We start from the raw sequence: 19,933 nt of genomic DNA on the forward strand, positions 1-19,933 counted from the left end.
CTTGGGCACGGTGTCGATCCTTCCAGCGAGGAGGACGTCCTCACAGGTCAGGAGTCAACCGAAGTCTGGGCAGTCCCACCTCCCTGGACATCACACCTAGGACCGCCGGGGCACCCGTCACCAGGTTCGGACGCCCCGGCGGGGTCTCAGGCGTGGATGTCCGACGGGTGCGTGGCCAGCGGGGTCACCTGCATGGTCATGTAGGGGAACAGCGGCAGCCCCCAGAGGATCTCGTGGAGCTGCTCGTTGTCGCGCACCTCGAAGATCGACAGGTTGGCGTACTCGCCGACGCAGCGCCAGATGCTCACCCACTCACCCGAGCGCTGCCACTGCTGCGACCAGGCCTTCTCCCGCGCGAGCAGGTCGGCCTTCGCCTCGGCGTCCATGTCGGCGGGGAGGTCGACCTCCATCCGCACGGCGAAGCGGGCCATCAGGCGGGGTCCAGCGCGAAGTCGTAGGTGACCTCGTTGCCGGTGCCGTCGGCGGCCGGGCCGGGGCGCAGGATCAGCTCCGGCTTGACGGCCTGGGCGACGTCGTCGGCGACGTAGTCGCCGCCGTCGAAGTACAGCTGGGTGGTGACGAGCTGCTTGCCGGGCGCGGACACCTTGAGGTGCAGGTGCGCGGGGCGCCACGGGTGCCAGCCGGCCGCGGAGATGAACGCGCCGGTCGAGCCGTCGGTCGGGATCTGGTACGGCGCGGGCTGCATGGTGTGGAACGCGAAGTGCCCGTCGTCGCCGGTGTGGATGACCGCGCGCAGGTTCCACTCGGGGATGCCGGGGGCGAACTGGGAGTAGTAGCCCTCGTCGTCGGCGTGCCACAGGTCGACCGTCGCGCCGGCGATCGGGGCGCCGTCGAGGTCGGTGACGGTGCCCTGGAACAGCAGGGGGGTGCCCTTCTCGTCGGGCCGCATCGGCATCGCGGTCCCGGATTCGATGACCGGGGCACCCGGGACGTAGTAGGGGCCCTCGATGGTGCCGACCGCGCCGTGGCGGTCGGCGTTGGCGACCTCCTCCACGACGTGCTCGACGAAGACGTCGAGGAACAGCGGCCACTCGCCGTCCGCGCCGACCTGGATCAGCCAGGCCTTGAGCGCGTCGTACTCGGCGTAGGTCACCTGGTGCTTGCGGATGACGTCGTGCAGGGCCTGCAGCGTGTCGGTGGCGATGGCGGACACCCGGGCCGGGTCGGCGGCGGCGCCGGTGCGCTCCTTCTTCGCGAAGGTGGCGGTGGCGTTCGCGCCGGAGCCGGCGGCGGTGGCGGTCTCGGTCATGTCCTACTCCTGTGGTGGGGCGGGGTCGTTCGGTCTCGGCGTGTGGGTGCGGGTGTTCAGGTGTCGGTGCGGTAGTGGGCGAGCTTGTCGGGGTCGACGTCCACGCCGATCCCGGGCCCGTCGGGGACGCGCAGCTCGCCGCCGCTGATCCGCAGCGGCTCGGTGAGCAGGTCGTCGGTCATGTCGAGGAAGTTCGACAGCTCCCCGGCGCGGGCGCTGGTCTGCCGGTGCGCCGCACCGAAGACGACGGTGCAGGCGGTGCCGAGCTGGCCGTCGATCTGGTTGCCCATGACCACCTCGGTGCCGAGACCCTCGCACAGGTGCAGCACCCGCTGCGAGCCGGTGAACCCGGTCCGCGCGGTCTTGATGCTGATCATGGTGGCGGCGCCGTCGAGCAGCTCGCGGGTCACCTCGCCGGGCCGGGTCGCGGACTCGTCGGCGACGGTCGGGACCGCGGTGCGGGCGGTGAGCCAGCGGCGTCCGAGCACCTGGTCGGCGGGCATGAGCTCCTCGGACAGGGTCAGGCCGAGGTCGGCCATCTCGTCCAGGGCCCGGGCGGCCTCGGACGCGGTCCAGCCGCGGTTGCCGTCGACGTAGAGCTCGACGTCGGGCCCCAGTGCCTCGCGCAGCGCACGGCAGGCGCCGGTGTCGAGGGTGACGGGGCGGCGGCCGACCTTGACCTTGAAGGTGGTGACGCCGTGCTCCTCGCGCATCCGCAGGGCCTCGGCGACCATCACGTCGTCGGGGGCGAAGCCGACCATGTGCGAGACCCGCATCCGGTCGGTGTACCCGCCGAGCAGCTCGGAGACGCCGACACCGAGCCGGCGGCCGATGACGTCCCAGACGGCCATGTCGATCGCGGCCTTCGCGGTCGGGTTGCCGATCGTGCGGTCGAGGACGGCGTGGATCCGCTCCCGCTCGAAGACGCTCAGGCCCACGATCTCCGGTGCGAACACGGTGTCGACCACCGCGCGGATGGAGGTCTGGGTCTCTCCGTAGGTGTAGGGGCGGGGTGGGGCCTCGGCGACGCCGACGACGCCGTCCTCGGCGTGCACCCGGACCAGCACGTGGTCGGCGGTGTGCACCTCACCGGAGGCGAACCGCAGCGGTTTGCGGTAGGGCACGGCGAACGGGATCGCCTCGACGGCCACGATCTTCACTGCGGTCCTCCGGGGACGGTGGCGGGGCGGGGGTCCAGCTCGTGCGCGCGCTCGGCGAGCACGTCGAGCAGCCGGACGAGGGCGGGGGAGTCGTCGTCGGTGCGCCAGGCCAGGGCCAGGTCGACGCGCAGCTCGCGGTCCAGGTCGGCGTAGACGACGCCTTCGGTGCCCAGGGCGCGCACCGACTCGGGCAGCAACGCGACCCCGGCACCGGCGGCGACGTGGGTGAGCAGGATCGGGGTGTCGCGGGCCTCGGTGCGGCGCCGCGGGAGGAAGCCGGAGTCCAGGCATCCCTGGGTGGCGACCGAGTCGACCACCGAGCCGGGGGCGCCGTAGGCGACGAAGTCGTCGCCCCGGAGCTCGGCCAGGGTGACCGTCCCCGCCCCGGCGAGGCGGTGGGTGGCGGGCAGCGCCGCGATCAACCGCTCCTGGGCGATCGGGCGGACCGACATCTCCGGGCGCACCACCGGCGGACGCAGTACGGCGAGGTCGATGCGACGCTCGTCGAGCGCGTCCTCCTGGGCCGCGGTGAGCAGCCCGGGCAGGAACCGCAGCGAGACGCCCGGCATCCGGCGGGCGGCGACCCGGGCCAGCCGGGGCAGGAGCCGGTAGGCGGCGAGGTCGGTGGCACCGACCGTCACCACACCCTCGGTGCCCGCGGCGACCTGTTCGACGCGGCGCCGCGCGTCCTCGACGCCGGCCAGGATCCGCCGCGCGTCCTCCAGCAGCGACGCCCCCGCCGGCGTCAGGTCGACCCGGCGGGTGGTGCGCTCGAACAGGGTGGCGCCGACCTGGCTCTCGAGCTGGCGGATGGCCTGGGAGAGCGGGGACTGGGCCATGTGCAGCCGCTCGGCGGCGCGGCCGAAGTGCCGCGTCTCCGCGACCGCCACGAAGTAGCGGAGCTGCCGCAGATCCATGCCCGTCACCTCCCTCGGCCCGGCGCGTCGCCTCACGGTAGGCGCGTGATTCTGTGGACACAAAGACCGAACGACGCCCGATTCAGATCCTTGACAACTGGATGATGGTCAGGCCGGGACGGATCGGGTGTCGGCCCGCGCGTCGACGCCGTGGATCCGGGTGAGCCACGGGTCCAGCCCGGCCAGTCCCGCGTTGCGGGCGTCGGTCTCGGGGCCGTCGGGCAGGTGCAGCAGCTCGCTGGTGACCAGGGAGCTGCGCTGGATCGACCGGGTCCGTGCCCGGCGCAGCCGCTGGTAGCGGTCGAACGCCTCGGCGTGGTCGCCGTCGAGTGCGCCGGGGGCGACGAGCAGGTCGGCGAGCACCGCGGCGTCCTCGATGGACTGGTTCGCGCCCTGGCCGTGGTGCGGCAGCATCGTGTGCACGGCGTCGCCGAGGAGGACGACGCGGCCGCGGGACCAGCGCGTCATCGGGGGCAGCGTGTAGAGCGGCCACTGCGGGGACTGCGGTACCGCGGTCAGCATCTGCACCACGCCCGGCGCCCAGCCGGTGAAGGCCCGTTCCAGGGTCCCCGGGTCGGTCTCGGTCGGGCCGGTGCCGCCGGTCCACGGCTCCGGTCCCTCCAGCACGGCGAAGAAGTTGATCTGCTCGGCGTGCGCGCCGATCGCGTAGTGCAGCACGTGCGCGTCCGGGCCCATCCAGAACTGGATCGCGCCGGGGTCGGGCAGCAGCGGCGCGTCGGCGACGTCGACGATCCCGCGGAAGGCCGAGGTCCCGGTGTAGCGCGGGCGGGCATCGGGGTCGACGACCGATCGGACACGGGAGTGCACGCCGTCGGCGCCGACCACGACCGCGCCGCGCAGCTGCTCACCGGAGGCGAGGGTGACGGTGCCGTCCGGGTCGACCGCGGTGACCTCGCAGTCGAGGCGGACCATGCCCTCCGGGCACGCACCGGCCAGGACCCGCTGGAACTCCGCGCGGTGGATACCGAGGTAGGGGGCGCCGAAGCGGCGCCGGTAGCTGCCGTCGATCCCGACCGGGAAGGCGGACACCCGCTCGTCGTCGCGCCAGCCGCGGTGGATGAGCTCGGTCGGCTGCGCCGCGACCTTCTCCAGCTCGCCCAGCAGGCCCAGCTCGTCCAGCGGGCGCAGCCCGTTCGCCGACAGCGCCACGGCCGCACCGACCTCGCGCAGCTCGGCCGCGCGTTCGAGCACGGTGACCCGGACGCCGCGGGCGTGCAGCGAGAGGGCCAGCGACAGGCCCCCGATCCCGGCACCGACGATCACCACTGATTCGTCCATGACTGTGATCCTGACACGGATACCGGGCCCTGATTCCTCTACGGATCGTCTGAGTCGGGACCGCTTTCGGCACGACCCCCTCGGCCCCTTCACCGGTGGTCCGGGGTCGGCCACGATCACTCGCCGAGGGGATCCGACCCCGTTCCGAACTCGACGAGGAGTGATCGATGTCCGAGACGTTCGTGCTGGTGACCGGCGCGTGGCACGGCGGCTGGGCCTGGCGCCCGATCGCCGAGCGACTGCGTGCGGCGGGACACCGCGTGCTGACCCCCACGCTCCCGGGGCTCGGTGACGGCGACGACCCCACCGCCCTGCACCTGTCCGACACCGTCGACGCCGTGGTGGACCTGATCGAGTCCGCCGACCTGTCCGACGTGACGCTGGTCGGGCACAGCTGGGGCGGCTACGTGATCACCGGTGCGGCGCACCGGGTCGCGTCGCGGCTGCGGAAGCTCGTCTACTGGAGCGCGTTCGTCCCGGCTGCGGGCCGCTCGCTCTACGACGAGGTCCCGCCGGCCTACCGGGAGCTGTTCGACGCCCAGGCCGCGGCGTCGGGCAACAACACGGTCGCGCTCCCGCTGCCGGTGTGGCAGGAGGCCTTCATGAACGACGCGGGTGAGGAGGCGCAGAAGCTGGTGCACGAGCTGCTCGTGCCGCACCCGATGCAGTACTTCACCGAGACCGTGGAACCGCTCGACCCGGCGGCCCTGGGGGTGCCGGTGTCCTACGTGCTGTCCACCGACGACCTCGCGCTCCCGCCCGGCGAGTACGGCTGGGACCGCTTCGCGTCCCGGCTCGGGGTCACGCCGGTGAGCGCGCCCGGCAGCCACGAGGGCTGCTTCACCGCCGCCGAGGGGCTCGCCGAGGCCCTGCTGAAGGTCTGACCCCCGCGGCGCCTCGCGCACGGCGCCCCACGCGGGCCCCACGCGACCGTGCGCACGAACGGGCCCCTCGTACGAGACGTTCGTACGAGGGGCCCGTTCGCGCGCGGCCGGGGTCAGCCGGTCGGGGACTCCTGCGCGCCGTCACCGGGCGCGGGGTCCTGGCCGAGCTGGTTCGGCGGGAACCGCAGCGGAGGGAGCCCCTGCAGCGGGGCCTGCGGGACGTTGCCCACCTCCGGCGGGAGCGGGGTGCCCTGCAGCGGGTTGCCCACCGGCTCGAGCGGGTCGATCGGCGCGAACGTCGCGGGCTTCGCCAGCCCACCGGAGTCGTTGCCGTCGAAGGACTCGGTCCGCTCGCAGCCGTCGAGCATGACGGTCAACGGGCCGTCGGTGTGCACGTCGAGGCGGGCGTCGCAGCCCACCCCGGCGCGCTCCGGGTCGACGGTCACGGTGCCGACCCCGGCCGAGCGGATCTCCAGCACGTTCTCGGCGTCGGCGTCCACCGGCGCGTCGAGGTGGCGGAACTCCCGCAGGTACGGGTTGACCGGCGAGAACGTCCCCTCGACCTGCCCGACCTCCTGACCGGCCGTCGGGACCGGCGCCTCGGCGCGGCCCTGCCCCCGGGTGACCACGTCGATCGCGCCCAGCTCGTGCGGGTCGCGGCTCTGGATGCCCGACAGCCAGTAGGCGTGGTCCCCGACGAGGCCGGCCTCCGGGTCGTCCATGAGCGGGTTGCGCACGTAGGTGACGTGCGGCGGGTCGACCGCGCGGGGCTCGTCGCCCATCCAGCGGGCGGCCAGGTCCCACATGCCGTTCTTGCACATCACGAGGTGCTCGGCGGCGAGGCCGACGTGGCTGATGAACTCGTAGTCGTAGTCCCCGGCCTTGTAGAGGTCGGCCCGCTCGCGGGTGATGGGGTAGGGGATGAAGTCGTCGTTGACCCCGGCCCACTCCATCACCGGCTGGTTGCGCCGGCTGGGCAGCAGCTCGGAGATCTTCGACCCGGGCTCGTGCGTGGTGACGGTGTCGACGCCGGCCTCGGCCAGCTCGTCGGCCACCCCGTTGACGCCCGGCAGCGACGGGGCCACGTTCAGCCCGTCGCAGATGAACGCCTTGCTGAACACATCGGGGAAGGTCAGCGACAGCTTGTTCGCGGTGTAGGCGCCGGAGGAGAAGCCGCCCATCGCGGTGCGCTCGCGGTCGAGGTCGTAGTGGCGACGGGCGTCGGCCAGCGCCTCGAAGACGATCGCGCCGCCCTCGCCGTAACCCCAGTTGTCGGCGCCGCGGAAGTCGACGTCGATCACCATCGTGGGGTCGCCCGGCCGGTCGGCGAACTGCCGGTAGAGGTCACGGTCGCCGGCGACGTCGTCGCCGGGGCGCAGCGCGTAGCCCTGGGTCCAGAGCAGCGAGGCGTAGCCGTGCGACGGCGCGGGGGCCTCGGGGACGTAGACCGTGTAGCGCTGCATGCGGCCCGGCAGGTCGGGGACGCAGTCGTCGCGGCAGGGGTAGCCGAACGACGCGCTCGGCCGCTGGTCGCCGGAGCCCTCGCCGGAGCCGGTGGCGATGCCGCCCTGCTGCAGGCCGGTGCCCGGTGCGGGCCCACCCGGGTCCGACGGCAGCCGTCGGCCCTGCTCCTTCTCCGAGTGCGAGGCGAACACGCGGGTCACGTAGCCGGAGGTGGGGACGCCGGACTCGTCGTCGGCACCGGCGCGGAGCGTGCCGAAGTCGACGTCGGCGAAGAACTCCGACAGGTCGCCGTTCGCGATCGCGCGCTTCTGGTCGTTGTTGCGGTAGGGCGCCTCGAAGGGCTCGTGGAAGCGGAACGCCGCGTCGAAGAACGCCGACGGCGTCGGGTCGCCGAGGACCGCGCCGCCGGGGTGGGACTCGTCCGCGGTGACCTGCGGGACGAGGTAGGCGCCGGCGTCGCGGTCCCACAGCCCGGCCGCGGCGGCGAGGCGCTGCGTCCCGTCGGCGGGGTCCCACGCGGAGTGCGGCACCCGGATCTCGACCTGGCGCCGCTCGAGGTCGACGTGCACCTCGGGCGCGTCCGGCAGGGTCCGCCCGGTGGCCGCGTCGACGATGTCGCCCTCGCTGCCGTGCACCGTCACGAACAGCTGGGCCGGCATGACGGTGTTCGCGCCGTGCGGGGCCTCGCGCGGGGTGTCCGAGCCGCCGAGGGCGAGGGTCAGGCCGAGCAGCCCGGGGTCGGTCATCGTGTTCATCGTGACCCGGAACGCGGTCGCGTCGTCCTGCGGCTTCGCGCGGACCTCGAGGATGTCCGCGGCGTTGCGCCGGTAGGCGGCGTTCTCGGGGTAGGTGTAGTTGCGCAGCAGGGTGTCGTTGGGCCAGCGGTACCGGGTGCCGCCGCCCTCGTCGTCGTAGACGCAGCCCTGGTGCACGTACTCGCCGTGGCGGTAGGCGCTGGTCATGCAGATGCCGATCGGGTCGGCGGACCAGATGCCGGTGTTCTGCAGCTGGGGCGCGTCGACGGCGGGGGCGCGCAGCAGGTCGGGACCCGCCGTGTCCGCCCGCGCGTCCGGCGCTGCGAGCGCCGACCCGGCACCGACCGCCGCACCGGCGAGCAGGCCGGCGACGACGAGCGCGACGGCGGCTCGCTTCGTCTTCTTCATCGGGGAGCCTTCCACCGGTGCCGCCCGGTCGCGCCTCGCTGCGCGACGGGGTTCGAGCGGCCCCGTTGCCCACCTCAACTGATCCACTACGACCCCGGTGACGTGCGACGACCACTTATCGTTAGCCCGAATGGACTAGGACCGTCGGGATCTGGATGAGCTCCCTTGTTTCTCCTCGTGTAGAAAAAAGGTGAGCTACCACGAGGAGCGGCCGTGCCGAAGCGGGTGGACCACGAGCAGCGCCGGGGCGAGATCGCCGAGGCCGCCCGGCGGCTGATCGCCGAGCACGGCCCGGACGGGGTCACGCTGCGGGACGTCAGTGCGGCGCTGGGGGTCGCGCACGGGGCCCCCGGGCACTACTTCGCGGGTCGTGCCGCGATCGTGGAGTACGCCTTCCGGCGGGCGCTCGACGGCCTCGACGCCCGGGTGGCGCAGCGCGCGGCCGGGCTGACCGGGCTCCCGGCACTGCGGGTGTTCTGCGACGAGGTCACCGCGCACACCGGGACGCCGATCGCCCGGGTAGCGGCGTCCGGGGCAGGGCCGGCCTCGGTCCTCGCCGAGGTGACCGCGCGGTGGCGGGTCCGGCTGGCGGCCCGGATCCACGAGGCGCGGCGGGCGGGCGAGATCGTCTCCCCGACACCGGACGGGGTGCTCGTGGAGCAGCTGCTGGCGCTGCTCCACGGGGTGCAGGCGCTGGCCGCGCCGGGGCCCGGCGGGTCCGGGGTGGCGCGGGTCGAGGTGGTCGCCGCGTTCCTCGACGGGCTCGGGGGTGGGACGGTCCCCGCCGCAACCGTGCGGCGGGCGCCCGTCGTGGCGGACGGCGGCCCGCGGGGTGAGCTGGACGGGTTCCTCGCGTTCACCGACGTCGCGCTCGCCCGCACCGGCGAGCGCCTCCCCGGCACCGACCGCGCGGCCATGGCGCTCGTGCTGAACCTGCACCGGCTCGCGAGCTCCCTGGTCTATGACCTCGAGTCGACCGTGCACCGCCCCGCGGGATGGAGCTGGTCGGCGTTCCGGCTGCTGTTCACGCTCTGGGTCGCGGGCGGGCAGGAGGCGGGCCGGGCGGCGGAGCTGTGCGGGATGAGCCGCGCCGCGGTGTCCAGCCTGGCCAACACCCTCGCCGCCGGGGAGCTCGTCCGGCGCACGCCCGCCGCCGGGGACCGGCGGACCGTGCACCTGTCCCTGACCGACGCCGGTGCCGAGCGGCTGGTCGCCGCGTTCGGCACCCACAACCGTCGCGAGTCGGAGTGGGCGGCGCTGCTCGGCGCCGCCGACCTCGCGACGCTGAACACCCTGCTGGTCCGCCTCTCCCGGGCCGCGCACCGGGCGGACTGGATCAACCGGCGGACCTGACCGCTCGGCGCCTGCCGCCGGATCGGCCCTGGCGCCGGGCTCCGCCGGCCTCTACGGTTCTGGACAAGTGCTTCAACCTTTGATCGTCGGGCAGGTCCGGCCGGTCACAGGTCCCGATGACGGGACGCCACGGTCGCCGCCGGTGTCTCCCGGCTGCCGAGAGGACACCCGCCGTGGCCAAGCCCTTCGCCTCCTCCGCCGACACCGCCGCCAAGGAGCAGACCCTCGAGGTGCTCGCGGACGGCGTCTACGCCCTCACCGCCGAGGGCGACCCGAACATCGGCGCGATCGAGGGGGAGGACTTCCTCGTCTGCTTCGAGGCCCTCGCCACCCCGGTCGCCGCGCGGAGGTGGCTCGCGATGCTGCGCGAGCACACCGACAAGCCGGTCCGCCACCTCGTGTTGTCGCACTACCACGCGGTCCGGGTGCTGGGCGCGAGCGCGTTCGACGCGCAGACCGTCGTCGCGCACGAGGCGACCGCGGCCCTGATCGCCGAGCGCGGCACGGAGGACTGGGCCTCGGAGTTCGCGCGGATGCCGCGGCTCGCCGAGGCGGCCGACTCCGTGCCCGGACTGACCTGGCCGACGCTGACCTTCGCCGACCGGCTCACCATCGACCTGGGCGGGGACCGCGGCGAGCTGGTGCTGCAGTTCCACGGCCGCGGCCACACCGAGGGCGACATCACCGCCTGGCTGCCGCGGCACCGCATCCTGTTCGCGGGCGACCTCGTCGAGGCCCGGGCCGCGCTCTACACCGGGGACGCGTTCCACCGCGACTGGGCGGGCGAGACCCTCGACCGGCTCGCCGCGCTCGGCGCCGAGCAGCTCGTCGGCGGGCGCGGCGCGGTCAGCCGCGGGCGCGCCGAGGTCGACGCCGCGATCGCCCAGACCCGCGGGTTCCTGCAGGTCATGATCCGGGAGGTCGGCGCGGTGCAGGGGCGCGGCGGCACGCTGAAGGAGGCGTTCGAGGCCACCCACGCCGCACTCGTCGACGACTACGGGCACTGGCCGATCTTCGAGCACTGCCTCCCGTTCGACGTCTCCCGGCTGTGGGACGAGCTGTCCGGTGTGGAGCGTCCGGTGATCTGGACCGCGGAGCGCGACCAGGAGGTCTGGGCGAGGTTGCAGGGCTGAGGCGCCGGAGAGGAGAGGGGAGGGGAGCCGTGTCGAGGTCCGCCGCGCCGACCTGGCCGTCGTCGCCGGTCCTGGTGCTCGGTGCCGGGCCGGTCGGGCAGACCACCGCGCTGCTGCTGGCCCGCCACGGCGTCCCGACGGTCGTGCTGGACCGCCGCCCGGAGCGGGACCGGATCGGGTCGAAGGCGATCTGCCAGCAGCGCGACGTCCTCGACGTGTGGGAGTCCGTCGGCGCCGGCCGCCGGATCGCCGACGAGGGCGTCACCTGGACCACCGCGCGCACCTTCCACCGCGACACCGAGCTGTTCGCCTACACCGTCGCCGAGCCGGGGCGGCCCGCCTTCCCGCCCTTCGTGAACCTCTCCCAGGCCCGCACCGAGGAGATCCTCGACGAGCGGATCGCCGACGAGGCACTGGTGGACCTGCGCTGGGGACACGACGTCGTCGGTGTCGAGCAGACCGCCGACGGCGTCACGGTCACCGTCGACGATGGTGGCCGGGTCGCGGGGAGCTTCCTGGTCGTCTGTGCCGGCGCCCGCGGTGATGCGCTGCGGGAGCTGCTCGGGGTCACCTTCGAGGGCACCAGCTTCGACGACCGCTTCCTGATCTGCGACGTCCGCGCCGACCTCCCGGGGTGGGCGGCCGAGCGCCGCTTCCATTTCGACCCGGCCGCGAACCCGGGCCGCCAGGTCCTGGTCCACCCCTGCCCGGACTCGACGTACCGGATCGACTGGCAGGTCCCGGCCGGGTACGACCTCGACGCCGAGACCGCGTCCGGCGCGCTGGACGCCCGGATCCGGGCGGTCATCGGGGACGTCGACCACGAGGTGGTCTGGTCCTCGGTCTACCGGTTCCACTCGCGGGTGGTGGACCGGATGCGGTGCGGCCGGGTCCTGCTGGCGGGCGACGCCGCGCACCTGGTGTCCCCGTTCGGTGCCCGCGGCCTGAACTCCGGCGTCGCCGACGCGGAGAACGCCGCCTGGAAGATCGCCTGGGTCGGTCACGGCTGGGCGCCGGAGGAGCTCCTGGAGAGCTACCACGCCGAGCGGCACGCGGCGGCACGGGAGAACGTCGCCGTGACCACAGCGACGATGGACTTCCTGGTCCCGCGCAGCGCCGAGCAGGTGCGGGCCCGCTCCGAGGTCCTCGCCGCGGCGGCGACCGACCCCGGGGCCAGGGCGCGGGTCGACTCCGGCCGGCTGTCCGAGCCGTTCTGGTACGTCGACTCCCCGCTGACCACGGTCGACGCCCGTCGTCCCTTCGCCGGGCGCCCCGCCCGCGGCGAGGTCCCGCCCGCGGGGCCCGGCGTGCTTGTCCCCGATGCCCCGGTCCGCACCCCGGCCTGCCCGGGACGGCTGCGCGCGCTCGCCCGCGACGGGTTCCTGCTGCTCACCGGCCCGCTGACCGACGCGGACGCGGTCACCGCGGCGGCGTCCGCGGCGCCCGGCCCGGTCCGCGTGCTCGCCCTCGCGGAGCTGGACGGCCACCCCGACACCGACCCCGCCGTCACCGGTGGAGCCGCCGGTGCCGGAGCGGGAGCCGGTGCCCCCGCCGGGGACGGAGCCGGTCCGACGGTGACCGCGGCCCTGGCCGCCCGGCCCGACGAGGTGTGGCTGCTCCGCCCGGACGCCCACGTCGCCGCCGTGCTCCCCGCCCCGACCCGCGACGACGTCGCGGCCGCCCTCGCCCGCGCGACCGCCCGCGGCACGACCGCGCGACCGACCCCGCCTCCGATGCCGCCCGCGCCACCGACCGGGCCACCGACGGGGCCGTCGACCCCGCCGCCGGCGCCGGGGCGGGCGCCGAGGCAGGCACCGGGGCGGAGACCGACATCGACCGGACCGGAGGAGGGCCACGATGGCGTACTACAGGCGAGCCGGTGACGTCCCGCCGAAGCGGCACACCCAGCACCGACGCCCCGACGGCGCGCTCTACCGCGAGGAGCTGATGGGGGAGGAGGGCTTCTCGTCGGACTCCTCGCTGCTCTACCACGTGGGCGTCCCGTCGGCGATCGTCGATGCCACCCCCTGGGACCCGGGTGACCAGTCGCTGACCGAGAACCGGCCGCTCGTGCCGCGGCACCTGATGCTGCACGACCTCGGGTCGCCGGACTGGAAGTCGGTCGACGTCGTCACCGGGCGCCGGCTGGTGCTCGGCAACGCCGACGTGCGGATCTCCTACGTCGTCGCGGGGGAGGTCAGCCCGCTCTACCGCAACGCCGTCGGCGACGAGGTCGTCTACCTGGAGTCGGGCTCGGCGACCGTCGAGACGGTGTTCGGCGCCCTGGAGGCCGGCCGGGGCGACTACGTGGTGCTCCCGCGGGGGACGACCCACCGGTGGGTCCCGACGGGGTCCGAGCCGCTGCGCGCCTACGCGATCGAGGCGTCGTCGCACATCACCCCGCCGGCGCGGTACCTGTCGCGCCACGGCCAGCTGCTCGAGCACGCCCCGTACTGCGAGCGCGACCTGCACGGCCCCACCGAGCCGCTGCTCGTCGAGGACACCGACGTCGAGGTGCTCGTGAAGCACCGCGGGGGGCCGCACGGGATCACCGGCACTCGCTACGTGGTGCCCACCCACCCGTTCGACGTCGTCGGCTGGGACGGCTGCCTGTACCCGTACACGTTCGACGTCGCCGACTTCGAGCCGATCACCGGGCGGGTGCACCAGCCGCCGCCGGTGCACCAGGTCTTCGAGGGCCAGAACTTCGTGATCTGCAACTTCGTGCCGCGCAAGGTCGACTACCACCCGCTGGCCGTGCCGGTGCCCTACTACCACGCCAATGTGGACTCCGACGAGGTCATGTTCTACTGCGGCGGCGACTACGAGGCCCGCAAGGGCTCCGGGATCGGGCAGGGCTCGATCTCGCTGCACCCGGGCGGGCACAGCCACGGCCCGCAGCCCGGCGCGGTCGAGCGGGCACTCGGGGCGGAGTCCTTCGACGAGCTCGCCGTCATGGTCGACACGTTCCGGCCGCTGGCCCTCGGCGAGGGCGGACGGGCCTGTGAGGACCCGTCGTACGCGTGGAGCTGGGCGGGGCGCGGCCCCGACAGCTGACGGGGCCGCCGGCTCACCGGGCGGGGACGAGCACCGGCACCAGCCGCACCAGCACCACCAGGGCGACGAGCTCGACCAGGGTCTGGGTGACGACGGCCAGCGGGGCGAGGGCGAGCGGGCCGGGCAGGGCGAGGGCGAGCGGCAGCACGACCAGGGAGTTGCGGGTCGTCGCGGAGAACACCGCCGCGCGGGTGGCGGGGACGTCCAGGCGCGCCACCCGGGCGGCGAGCAGGCCGACGACGACCGCCGCGACGGCGAACGCGGTGTAGAGCGGGACCAGCCGCAGCAGGGTGAGGGCCTGCGCGCCGACGTCGGCGATCTGCGACGCGACGACCAGGGCCAGGGTCGCCACCATGAGCGGCACCATCGCCCCGGCGGCGGCGCCCTCGACCCGGGCGACCCGCCCGTCCGGCCGTCGCCGGTGCAGCACCTGCACCAGCGCCGCCGCGGCCAGCGGCAGCAGGACCAGCACCACGAACGCCTCGGCGAACGGCCCGACCTCGACCACGGCGAGCGCCTCCGGCCCGGCGGCGAGCCACAGGTAGCCGGGCAGCAGCAGGAGCTGGGCCACCATGAGCAGCGGTGTCGCCGCGAGCAGCTGCGCCCGCGCACCACCGGCGAGCCCGGTGAACACGACGACGTAGTCGACGCACGGGGTGAGCAGGACGAGCAGGACCCCCAGGAGCAGGCCGCGGTCGTCGGCGACGAACGAGGACAGCCCGAACGCGACCGGCGGGAGCAGCACGAAGTTCACCACGAGCACGGTGACCAGGAAACGGGCACCGGTGAACGCCCGTGCCAGGTCGACGAGGGGGACCGCGAGGAACGTCGCGAACAGCAGCAGCGCGAGCACCGGGGTGACCGAGGCCCCGAGCGCGGGCGCGGCCCACGGGACGGCGAGACCCAGGAGCGCCCCGGCGAGGATCGCGGCCAGGTACAGCGGGACCTGGTGACGGTCCCACCACGCGACGAGCCGGCTCAGTCGGTCCCCCCGGCCGAGCGGTACGCCGCCTGCGCGGCGGGGCCGAGGTCGGCGCCGTAGGAGACGTCGGGCGAGTCACCGCCCTGCTGGTAGCCACCGGTGACGGCCAGGATCTCCGAGTCGTCCGGGCCGGTCAGCCACGGGCCGCCGCTGGCGCCCTGGTCCAGGCCGGGCTGGTCGAGCTGCCACTGGTCCTCGTCGAGCGTCCCGGCGGTGCCCGACACCGTCGTCGCGTCCTCGTCGCCGTCGTTGTAGCCGACCGCGGTCACCGGGGTGTCGTCGCCGTCGGTGCCGGGCGTACCGAAGGCGATCCGGTAGGCGCCGGTGACCTGCTGGATCGGCGGTCCGTCCGGCCGTGAGACGGTCAGGAACGCGACGTCGGAGTCGGGGTCGCCGCTCTCCAGCCAGCCCGGTGGGACCGCGGCGGCGGTGACGGTCCAGTAGCCGAAGGGGGCGGTCCCGTCGTCGTAGCCGGGGGCGAAGCTCATGCCCGTCCTGGCGGGCGTGCCGTCGCCGTCGGCGACGCAGTGCGCGGCGGTCACGACCAGATCGCCCGTGGCGGACTCGACCACCGAGCCGGAGCAGAAGTGGTCGCCGGGGTCGTCGGCCGGACCGTCGAACAGGGCGCCGGTCGCGGGACGCGCCACCGGCGTGCCGTCGGCACCGGTGACGACCGGGAGGGACGGTCCGGGCGCGGCGGGCGCGACCGTCGCCGGGCCGGCCGGGACCGGGGTACCGGCCGGGGCCGGAGCGGAGGTCGTCGGAGCCGGGGTGGCGGCGGAACCGGCTGCCGTGGCCGACGCCGCGGTCGCGACCTGTGGCGGCGGCGCGGGCGTCCACGACGGAACCGTGAGCACGACGGCGGCGGACGCCGCGAGCGCGGCGGCCAGCAGTCCCGGCAGGCGCCACCGCGGGTGGCACCGGCCGTCACGGGGCCGGGTGTCGGTCCGCACGTCCACCTCCCTCGACTCACCTCCGCTGACCCGATCAACGGTAGAGGGCACCCCTGTGCTCCGTCGGGCGGACCGCTGTGGACGTGCTGTGAATCCGGTCCGGTCGGCGGCGTCCCGTCCGCGGCCCGCCCGTCTCCCGTTGCCCTGCGCGGATCTGATACGTCTGTGTCCACCGGCCGCCCCGTCGGGGTGCGGTGGGCCGGCGACGAACGGAGTGGCATGGACGCGGACGTGATCGTCGTCGGGGCCGGGCTGGCCGGACTGGTCGCCACCCACGAGCTGACCCGGCGGGGCCGCCGGGTCGCCGTCGTCGACCAGGAGGGACCCGTCGACCTCGGCGGGCAGGCGTGGTGGTCCTTCGGCGGCATCTTCCTCGTCGACAGCCCCGAGCAGCGCCGCATGCGGGTGCACGACTCGGTCGAGCTGGCCTGGAGCGACTGGCAGGGCAGCGCCGGGTTCGACCGCCTCGACGACGAGGACACCCATGCCGCGCGCTGGGCCCGCGCCTACGTCGAGTTCGCCGCCGGGGAGAAGCGCTCCTACCTCACCGAGCTGGGCATCTCCTTCCTCCCCACGGTCGGCTGGGCCGAGCGCGGCGACCTCACCGCGACCGGTCACGGGAACTCCGTGCCCCGCTTCCACGTGAGCTGGGGGACCGGCACCGGCGTCGTCGGACCGTTCGTCGACTCCGCCCTGCGCGCCGCCGAGGCCGGGCTCGTGACCTTCCACCACCGGCACCGCGTCGACGAGCTGGTCCGCGCCGACGGCGTCGTCACCGGCGTCCGCGGTGCCCTCCTCGCCCCGGACGACTCGCCGCGCGGGGCTCCCAGCAACCGCGACGTGACGGGGGAGTTCACGCTCTCCGCGCCCGCGGTCGTCCTGGCCACCGGCGGGATCGGCGCGAACCACGAGATGGTCCGCCGGTACTGGCCGGAGCGGATGGGCACGCCGCCGTCGTCGATGATCACCGGGGTGCCGGCCTACGTGGACGGGCGGATGCTCGACATCGCCGCCGGCGCGGGCGTGCGGCTGGTCAACCGCGACCGCATGTGGCACTACACCGAGGGCGTCGTGAACTGGGACCCGGTCTGGCCCGGCCACGCCATCCGGATCCTGCCCGGGCCGTCGTCGATGTGGTTCGACGCGCTGGGCAGGCGGTTGCCCGCGCCGTACCTGCCCGGCTACGACACCCTCGGCACCCTGCGCCACCTGCGCACCACCCCGGACATCGCGCCCTACGACCACTCCTGGTTCGTGCTCACCCGAAAGATCATCGAGAAGGAGTTCGCGTTGTCGGGCTCCGAGCAGAACCCCGACATCACCTCCGGGCGCCGCGCGGCCTTCCTCCGCGAGCGGCTGCTCAGCAGGGGCGCGCCCGGCCCGGTCGAGGCGTTCACGACCCACGGGGAGGACTTCGTCGTCGCCGACACCCTCGACGAGCTCGTCGCGGGGATGAACGCCCGCACCGACGCCCCGCCGCTCGACCCGGCCCTGATCCGCGGCCAGATCGAGGCCCGTGACCGGCAGCTGGCGAACCCCTACAGCAAGGACGCCCAGGTCCAGGGCATCCACAACGCCCGCCGATCGCTCGGCGACCGGATCGGGCGGGTCGCGGCGCCGCACCGGATCCTCGACCCCGCCGCCGGGCCGCTGATCGGGGTGAAGCTGCACGTGCTGACCCGCAAGACCCTCGGCGGGATCCAGACCGACCTGCAGTCCCGTGCCCTCGACGCCCGCGGCGAGCCGATCCCCGGGCTCTACGCGACGGGGGAGGCCGCCGGGTTCGGCGGGGGCGGGATGCACGGGTACAACGCGCTGGAGGGCACGTTCCTCGGCGGCTGCATCTTCTCCGGCCGCGCCGCCGGACGCAGCCTCGCCGGGGCCCTCTGAACCCGTCTCTCACTGAGCGAGACCCGCCTTCCCGGGCGGCGGCCGCGCGACGGATGCTCGGCTCCTCGACGACGAGGGGAGCAACGGTGACCGCTGCCGAGAACCGCACGGTCCGGGTGGCGGGCCGCCGGCGCGAGTCCGACGGCGTGGTGTCGCTGGAGCTGGTCGCCGCCGACGGCGGGCGGCTGCCGGACTGGACCCCCGGCGCGCACGTCGACCTCGTCCTCCCCGGCGGGCACACCCGCCAGTACTCGCTGTGCGGCGACCGGTGGGACGCCCACCGCTACTGCGTCGCCGTGCTGCGCGAGGCCGCCGGGCGCGGCGGCTCGGCCTGGGTCCACGACCGGCTCGCCGTCGGCGACGAGATCGGGCTCGGCGGGCCGCGCAACAACTTCCCGCTGGTCCCGGCCCCGCGCTACCTGTTCGTCGCGGGCGGCATCGGGATCACCCCGATCCTCCCGATGATCGCCACGGCCGACCTGCTCGGCGCCGACTGGGCGCTGCTCTACGGCGGCCGCACCCGCGGGTCGATGGCGTTCACCGGCGAGCTCGCGGCGCACGGGGACCGGGTCCGGACCGTCCCCCAGGACGAACAGGGGCTGCTCGACCTGCCCGGCTTCCTGGGCACGCCCGCGCCGGACACCCGGGTCTACGGCTGCGGACCTGCCCCGCTGCTCGCGGCGCTGGCACAGGCCACGGCCGGATGGCCGTCGCACACCGTGCGGACCGAGCGCTTCGTCCCGCGTGCGACCGGCGCCGTCCGCGACACCGCGTTCGAGGTCCACCTCGCCCGCCGCGGGACCGACGTGACCGTGCCACCCGGGCGCAGCGTCCTCGACGCGGTCGCCGACGCCGGCGTCGACGTGTTGTCCTCCTGCCGGCAGGGCACCTGCGGGACCTGCGAGACGACCGTCCTGGCCGGGGTCCCGGACCACCGCGACTCCGTCCTCGACGACGACGAGCGCGCCGCCGCCGACTGCATGCTCGTCTGTGTCTCGCGCTCGGTCGGCCCGCGCCTGGTCCTCGACCTCTGAGCCGTACCCGCCCCGAACGGAAGGCAGCGCCCATGACGGCCGCGCTCGACCACCTGCCCACCACCGACGTCGACCCGTTCGCCCCCGAGGTCGTCACCGACCCACTCGGATTCCACGAGCAGCTGCGTGCGGCCGGCCCGCTGGTCCGGCTCACCCGCTACGACGTGCTCGCCCTCGGCCGCCACGCCGACGTCCGGGCCGCGCTCGTCGACTGGCAGTCCTTCCGGTCCGGGGCCGGGGTGGGGCTCGCGAACTTCCACACCGAGGCGCCGTGGCGGCCGCCGTCGCTGCTGCTGGAGGCCGACCCGCCGCACCACGACGCGCCCCGCCGGGTGCTGGGGAAGGTCCTCGGCCCCCGGGCGCTGCGCGTGCTGCGGGACCGCTGGGCCGCCGACGCCGCGACGCTCGTCGACGAGGTGCTGGCCGGTGGGAACGAGTTCGACGCCGTCCCCACGATCGCCGAGGCGTTCCCGCTGCGGGTGTTCCCCGACGCCGTCGGGCTGCCCGAGGCGGGCCGGGAGAACCTGCTGCCCTACGGCGACCTGCTGTTCAACGCGTTCGGGCCGCGCAACGCGCTGCTGGAGGAGAAGCTGCCGCGGCTCGGGGAGCTCTCGGCCTGGGTGAACGCGCAGTGTGCCAGGGAGGCGCTGGCCGCCGACGGCTTCGGCGCCGACATCTGGGCCGCCGCCGACCGCGGCGACCTGACCCCCGAGCAGGCCCCGCTCGTCGTGCGGTCGCTGCTGTCGGCCGGGGTCGACACCACCGTCACCGGGCTCGCGGCGGTGCTGCACGCCGTCGCCACGCACCCGGAGCAGTGGGCGCGGCTGCGCGCCGACCCCGGGCTCGCCCGCGTCGCGTTCGACGAGGCCGTGCGCTGGGAGTCGCCGGTGCAGACCTTCTTCCGGACGACGGCGACCGACACCGAGATCGCCGGCGTGGGCGTCCCGGCCGGGCGCAAGGTGCTGATGTTCCTGGGGTCGGCCAACCGGGACCCGCGGTTCTGGGGACCCGACGCGGGCACCTTCGACCTGGGCCGTGACCCGTCGGGGCACGTCGGGTTCGGGATGGGCCTGCACCAGTGCGTCGGCCAGCACGTCGCCCGGCTGGAGGCCGAGACGGTGCTGACCGCGCTCGCCGCGCGGGTCGCGACCATCGAGCCCGCCGGTCCGCCGCGCCGACGGCCCAACAACACCATGCGGGCCTGGGCGTCGATGCCGCTGCGGGTCACCCCCGCCTAGGTGTGATGTCCAGGGAGGTTGTCCCGTCCGGGGGCGGTGAGTCTGGCTGACAGACGAAGGGGACTGCCCAGACTTCGGTTGACTCCTGACCTGTGAGGACGTCCTCCTCGCTGGAAGGATCGACACCGTGCCCAAG

16 protein-coding genes are annotated in these 19,933 nt (G+C 74.7%); 8 read left to right on the forward strand and 8 right to left on the reverse strand.

Features of this window, described 5'->3' with window-relative positions; all coding sequences use genetic code 11:
- Window positions 1-146: 146 nt before the first annotated feature.
- The 5 genes from FVA95_RS23860 to FVA95_RS23880 all read right to left on the reverse strand — a co-directional run bounded on the left by FVA95_RS23860 (window position 147) and on the right by FVA95_RS23880 (window position 4,646).
- Entirely contained in the window at window positions 147-431 is a 285-nt protein-coding gene (locus tag FVA95_RS23860; protein ID WP_020628467.1) for a muconolactone Delta-isomerase family protein, read from the reverse strand.
- Complete coding sequence (catA, locus tag FVA95_RS23865; protein WP_149666142.1) at window positions 431-1,270, reverse strand: catechol 1,2-dioxygenase; 840 nt, start codon at window positions 1,268-1,270, stop codon at window positions 431-433. The genes FVA95_RS23860 and catA overlap by 1 nt, the downstream gene beginning before the upstream one ends.
- Before the next feature lie 56 nt (window positions 1,271-1,326).
- Window positions 1,327-2,430: a mandelate racemase/muconate lactonizing enzyme family protein gene (locus FVA95_RS23870; protein WP_149666143.1), complete on the reverse strand. Its 1,104-nt coding sequence runs from the start codon at window positions 2,428-2,430 to the stop codon at window positions 1,327-1,329.
- A complete protein-coding gene (locus tag FVA95_RS23875) occupies window positions 2,427-3,347 on the reverse strand; it encodes a LysR family transcriptional regulator (RefSeq protein WP_020628464.1) in 921 nt (306 codons plus the stop codon). Before FVA95_RS23875 ends, FVA95_RS23870 begins: the two co-directional genes overlap by 4 nt.
- Before the next feature lie 108 nt (window positions 3,348-3,455).
- Window positions 3,456-4,646 carry an FAD-dependent monooxygenase gene (locus tag FVA95_RS23880; RefSeq protein ID WP_240051695.1) on the reverse strand — a complete coding sequence of 397 codons (1,191 nt, stop codon included), beginning with the start codon at window positions 4,644-4,646 and terminating at the stop codon, window positions 3,456-3,458.
- A 167-nt stretch (window positions 4,647-4,813) separates the two neighbouring features.
- On the opposite strand from FVA95_RS23880, the gene FVA95_RS23885 reads away from it, so the two are divergent.
- Window positions 4,814-5,530: an alpha/beta fold hydrolase gene (locus tag FVA95_RS23885; protein WP_149666144.1), complete on the forward strand. Its 717-nt coding sequence runs from the start codon at window positions 4,814-4,816 to the stop codon at window positions 5,528-5,530.
- A gap of 113 nt (window positions 5,531-5,643) precedes the next feature.
- On the opposite strand, the gene FVA95_RS23890 is transcribed toward FVA95_RS23885, so the two are convergent.
- Window positions 5,644-8,157, reverse strand: a complete 2,514-nt coding sequence (locus tag FVA95_RS23890; RefSeq protein WP_149666145.1) for a hypothetical protein — start codon at window positions 8,155-8,157, stop codon at window positions 5,644-5,646.
- Window positions 8,158-8,370: 213 nt separating this feature from the next.
- On the opposite strand from FVA95_RS23890, the gene FVA95_RS23895 reads away from it, so the two are divergent.
- From FVA95_RS23895 to FVA95_RS23910, 4 genes are all read left to right on the forward strand, one after another.
- Entirely contained in the window at window positions 8,371-9,510 is a 1,140-nt protein-coding gene (locus FVA95_RS23895) for a MarR family transcriptional regulator (RefSeq protein ID WP_149666146.1), read from the forward strand.
- 173 nt (window positions 9,511-9,683) lie between these two features.
- Entirely contained in the window at window positions 9,684-10,643 is a 960-nt protein-coding gene (locus FVA95_RS23900; RefSeq protein ID WP_205015967.1) for an MBL fold metallo-hydrolase, read from the forward strand.
- 29 nt (window positions 10,644-10,672) lie between these two features.
- Window positions 10,673-12,526 (forward strand): FAD-dependent monooxygenase, encoded by a 1,854-nt coding sequence (locus FVA95_RS23905; RefSeq protein WP_149666148.1) that lies wholly within the window; start codon window positions 10,673-10,675, stop codon window positions 12,524-12,526.
- The gene (locus FVA95_RS23910) at window positions 12,501-13,700 is read left to right on the forward strand and encodes a homogentisate 1,2-dioxygenase (protein ID WP_149666149.1); all 1,200 of its coding nucleotides are present in this window, start codon (window positions 12,501-12,503) and stop codon (window positions 13,698-13,700) included. The genes FVA95_RS23905 and FVA95_RS23910 overlap by 26 nt, the downstream gene beginning before the upstream one ends.
- A 13-nt stretch (window positions 13,701-13,713) precedes the next feature.
- On the opposite strand, the gene FVA95_RS23915 is transcribed toward FVA95_RS23910, so the two are convergent.
- Together FVA95_RS23915 and FVA95_RS23920 are read right to left on the reverse strand one after the other, a co-directional pair.
- Entirely contained in the window at window positions 13,714-14,553 is an 840-nt protein-coding gene (locus FVA95_RS23915) for an arsenic resistance protein (RefSeq protein ID WP_240051696.1), read from the reverse strand.
- A 125-nt stretch (window positions 14,554-14,678) separates the two neighbouring features.
- A complete protein-coding gene (locus FVA95_RS23920; RefSeq protein WP_149666151.1) occupies window positions 14,679-15,635 on the reverse strand; it encodes a trypsin-like peptidase domain-containing protein in 957 nt (318 codons plus the stop codon).
- A gap of 219 nt (window positions 15,636-15,854) precedes the next feature.
- On the opposite strand from FVA95_RS23920, the gene FVA95_RS23925 reads away from it, so the two are divergent.
- The 3 genes from FVA95_RS23925 to FVA95_RS23935 are packed head-to-tail and all read left to right on the forward strand — an operon-like array spanning window position 15,855 to window position 19,797.
- The gene (locus FVA95_RS23925) at window positions 15,855-17,525 is read left to right on the forward strand and encodes an FAD-binding dehydrogenase (protein ID WP_149666152.1); all 1,671 of its coding nucleotides are present in this window, start codon (window positions 15,855-15,857) and stop codon (window positions 17,523-17,525) included.
- Window positions 17,526-17,578: 53 nt separating this feature from the next.
- Window positions 17,579-18,559: a PDR/VanB family oxidoreductase gene (locus FVA95_RS23930; RefSeq protein ID WP_149666153.1), complete on the forward strand. Its 981-nt coding sequence runs from the start codon at window positions 17,579-17,581 to the stop codon at window positions 18,557-18,559.
- 32 nt (window positions 18,560-18,591) lie between these two features.
- Complete coding sequence (locus FVA95_RS23935) at window positions 18,592-19,797, forward strand: cytochrome P450 (RefSeq protein ID WP_149666154.1); 1,206 nt, start codon at window positions 18,592-18,594, stop codon at window positions 19,795-19,797.
- The last annotated feature ends 136 nt before the right edge of the window (window positions 19,798-19,933 follow it).

The organism is Pseudonocardia sp. EV170527-09 (assembly GCF_008369905.1).
Taxonomy (GTDB): domain Bacteria; phylum Actinomycetota; class Actinomycetes; order Mycobacteriales; family Pseudonocardiaceae; genus Pseudonocardia.